General features: G+C 68.5%; 4 protein-coding genes. 3 read left to right on the plus strand and 1 reads right to left on the minus strand.

Annotated elements, in window-relative coordinates:
• From JWP65_RS18115 to JWP65_RS18125, 3 genes are all read left to right on the plus strand, one after another.
• Positions 1-1,166 (plus strand): GMC oxidoreductase (locus JWP65_RS18115; protein ID WP_299766259.1); only part of this gene is annotated, 1,166 nt, incomplete at its 5' end.
• 973 nt (positions 1,167-2,139) lie between these two features.
• The gene (locus JWP65_RS18120; RefSeq protein WP_299766261.1) at positions 2,140-2,898 is read left to right on the plus strand and encodes a TSUP family transporter; all 759 of its coding nucleotides are present in this window, start codon (positions 2,140-2,142) and stop codon (positions 2,896-2,898) included.
• 33 nt (positions 2,899-2,931) lie between these two features.
• A complete protein-coding gene (locus tag JWP65_RS18125) occupies positions 2,932-3,477 on the plus strand; it encodes a DUF2946 family protein (RefSeq protein WP_299766263.1) in 546 nt (181 codons plus the stop codon).
• A gap of 43 nt (positions 3,478-3,520) precedes the next feature.
• On the opposite strand, the gene JWP65_RS18130 is transcribed toward JWP65_RS18125, so the two are convergent.
• A partial coding sequence (locus JWP65_RS18130; RefSeq protein ID WP_299766265.1) for a c-type cytochrome occupies positions 3,521-3,839 on the minus strand: 319 nt, incomplete at its 5' end.

The following is a 3,839-nucleotide window of genomic DNA, read 5'->3' on the forward strand; positions in this document are numbered from 1 at the left end:
ACGTGCTGGACGCCTTCGCGCAAGCGGCGCAACAGGCAGGCATCCCGCACAGTGAAGACTTCAACCGCGGCAGCAACGAAGGTGTCGGCTACTTCCAGGTCAACCAGAAGAACGGCTGGCGCTGGAACACCGCCAGGGCCTTTGTGCGTCCCACCTGCTATGGCCGTCCCAACTTCGAGCTGTGGACCGCCGCGCAGGTCGCCAAACTGGTGATTGAGACCCAGCCCGATGGCACGCAGCGCTGCACCGGCGCCGACGTCTGGACCGGCGACGCCATGGTGCGGGTGGAAGCCACCGGCGAGGTGCTGCTGGCCGCCGGCAGCATCGGCAGTCCGCAGCTGCTGCAGCTGTCGGGCATTGGCCCGGCAGCACTCTTGCAACAACATGGCATTGCGGTGCTGCAGAACCTGCCCGGCGTGGGCGAGAACCTGCAGGACCACCTGCAGATCCGCGCCGTCTTCAAGGTCGACGGTGTCGCCACGCTCAACACGCTGGCCGGCAGCTGGTGGGGCAAGATGAAGATCGGCATGGAGTACGCCCTCAAGCGCAGTGGCCCAATGAGCATGGCGCCGTCGCAGCTGGGCGCCTTCACCCGCAGCTCGCCCGACCAGCCCTATCCCAACCTCGAATACCACGTCCAGCCGCTCAGCCTGGACGCCTTCGGCGAGCCGCTGCACACGTTCAATGCCTTCACGGCCAGCGTCTGCAACCTCAATCCCACCAGCCGCGGCTGGGTGCGCATCCGCAGCAACCGGTTCGGCGAGGCGCCGGCGATCGCGCCCAACTACCTGAGCACCGAGCAGGACCGCAAGGTGGCGGCCGAGTCGCTGCGGGTGACGCGCCGCATCGCGGCGCAGCCGGCGCTGGCGAAGTTCAAGCCGCAGGAATGGAAGCCCGGCACCGAATTCCAGTCCGACCAAGAACTGGCGCGGCTGGCCGGCGACATCGCCACCACCATCTTCCACCCGGTGGGCACCACCAAGATGGGCGCCGACGAGGATGCCATGGCGGTCCTGGACGCACGCATGCGGGTGCGCGGCGTGGCCGGGCTGCGCGTGGTGGATGCGGGCGCCATGCCGACCATCACCAGCGGCAACACCAACTCACCGACGCTGATGCTGGCCGAGAAAGCCGCGGAATGGATCCTGCAGGACGCTCGGCGCTGAGGCTGGCCCAGGCCGCTGCAACGAGCGCCTCGCCCGCAGGCTCAAGTCGAGCCGGGAGGCATCCAGGCCGCGCCATTGCCGATGCGCAGGCGATGGCGGGCACTGGCGCACAGATCGATCGCGGCTGCCAGCTGCAGCCGACACCACCTGGGACGATGACTCTCCTCCTGGTTGTTGCTGTTTGTTCCCGCAAGGAGCTTGGCCGCGGTGCCGGGGCTTCCCGCCGTGACGTGCGCGCCTCGGCCGGAGTCTGCTGGCTTGGCAACACTCTGGAGCGCGTGGGCGAACAAGGTTGACAGCTGTGCGACGCCCGCAGACACAAGTTCTTTTCGGCCGTGACGAAGGGCCAGCGCCGATTGGCCGGCCGCGCATTGAACACTTTCGTTGGATAACACTGCCGCTCAGGACGGGAAAGTCCCGATGCACCCGCAAGGTGCCAACGCTACAGTCCCGTCACTCGCATTGCGCCTCGACAGGAGCAATGGCAACGAGGGACCGAGGAGACAAGACCCCGATCAGAATTCGAACCAGATTCCGTGCAGGCCCCCAGGGCCGCACAACTCCAAAAGCGCCGTGAACCGGCGCTTTTTTCTTGTCCGACGATGCCGCGGACCGCGGGCACGCCGAACACTGAGAGCGGACGACTCGCTCGAGGTGTCGTTGAACGGCTCGAAGCCTGGCGCCGCAGTCTCGGCGCGGGCCCGCGGCTACGGCGCAGACCAGCCCCGTGGCGCCGGCGTTGCTGGAACCACCGAGCCAAAGGCGAAACCGAGGGCGCCCGTTGCGCCAGCCAGCGGGACGAACTTGCGCATCACGGTGTTCCTGTTCATGCTGACGCAGGCTTCAGCGCAAAGCGCGTGCCAGCACGGCAACGCCCGGCCAGCAGCACTTTCAGTTGCAAACAGCGCGCAGCACCTCGCCGCACGCACCGCGCCCGGGTGCGCCATCCACGCCGCCATGCACAATCGCGGCCATGGAGTTGCTGCTCGTGTCGCTGGCCTCGGTGCTGGCCGGATTCGTCGATGCGATCGTGGGCGGCGGCGGCCTGATTCTGGTGCCGGCGCTGTTTTCGGTCTTTCCCAGCACGCATCCGGCCACCTTGTTCGGCATCAACAAGAGCGCCTCGGTCTGGGGCACCGGCATCGCGGCGCTGCAGTACAGCCGGCGCGTGGAGATGAACTGGGCCACGCTGCTGCCGGCCGCCGCCGCGGGCTTCAGCGGCGCCTTCCTGGGCGCCTGGACGGTGACGGTGATCTCGCCCGACTTCCTGCGCCGGCTGCTGCCCTTGGTGCTGCTGGCGGTGCTGCTGTACACGCTGGCGCGCAAGGAACTCGGGCGCGACCATGCGCCGCGGCTGGCCGGCCGCACCCAGACGCTGGTGGCCTGCGGCATCGGCGCCGTGCTCGGCTTCTACGACGGCTTCTTCGGGCCGGGCACCGGCAGCTTCCTGGTCTTCCTGTTCGTGCGCGCGCTGGGCTACGACTTCCTCAACGCTTCGGCGGCGGCCAAGCTGCTCAACACGGCCACCAACCTGGCGGCGTTGATCCTGTTCGCCTGGAAAGGCCATGTCTGGTGGCACTACGCGCTGGCGTTGGCGGTGGCCAACGTGGCTGGCAGCCTGCTGGGCACGCACATGGCGCTCAAGCACGGCACCGCTTTCGTGCGGGTGGTGTTCATCTTCGTGGTCAGCGCGCTGATCCTGAAAACCGGTCACGACGCCTTCCTGCGCTGACCCGCGCGGCGCCGTCCGCCGGATAATGAACGCATGGATGACATCGTTCGCCAGGCCATGGCCAAGTGGCCCAACGTGCCGCATTGCTACGGCTGGCTGGCGCTGGACGAGCGCGGCAACTGGTACATGCGTGACGATCGGGTGCAGGCCGCCGGCCCGTTCCCAGCCAGCAAGGGCTCGCTGCTACGCCACGAAAAGCTGGTCGACTTCATCCAGCGCAACTACGAGAGCGACGCCGGCGGTCAATGGTACTTCCAGAACGGCCCGCAGCGCGTCTACGTCGAGCTGCAGGCCACCCCGTGGATCTGGCGGCTGGGCACGGGCAACACCGTGGCCACCCACACCGGCCGCCCGGCCCAGGTGCAAGCCTGCCTGGTCGACGAAACGGGCCGGCTTTACCTGCAAACCGATCTGGGCCTGGGGCTGGTGCACACGCTCGACATCGAGCAGGCGGCCGACGCCATCGAGCAAGGCCTGTGGCAGCCGGAACCGGTGCTGGCGCGGGAACTGCCGGGCCGCTTCGGCTACGTGACCAGCCCGGCTGCTGCGGCTGGCCCGCAGGCCGCCACGCCGCCATGAAAAAAGCCGGCGCGAGCCGGCTTTTGTTCGAAGCGCTGGCGCCTTACCTGGACGCGTTCACCATGTACTGCACCGAGGCCTGGATGTCGGCGTCGGAGGCGGCCGCGCCACCCTTGGGCGGCATCGCGCCCTTGCCCTTGATCGCGGACTGGACCAGTGCCGGCATGCCTTGCGCGATCCGCGGGGCCCAGGCAGCCTTGTCGCCGAGCTTGGGGGCATTGGCGATACCGGCCGCATGGCAGACCATGCAAGCCGACTTGTAGAGAGCCTCGCCGTTGCCGGCGGCAGCGACCTGGGCGACCGCGGCCGGAACGGCGGGCGCGGCGGCGGCAACCGGCGCAGCCGCTGCAGCCGGGACGGCG

It is taken from the genome of Ramlibacter sp. (genome assembly GCF_028292805.1).
Taxonomy (GTDB): domain Bacteria; phylum Pseudomonadota; class Gammaproteobacteria; order Burkholderiales; family Burkholderiaceae_C; genus Ramlibacter.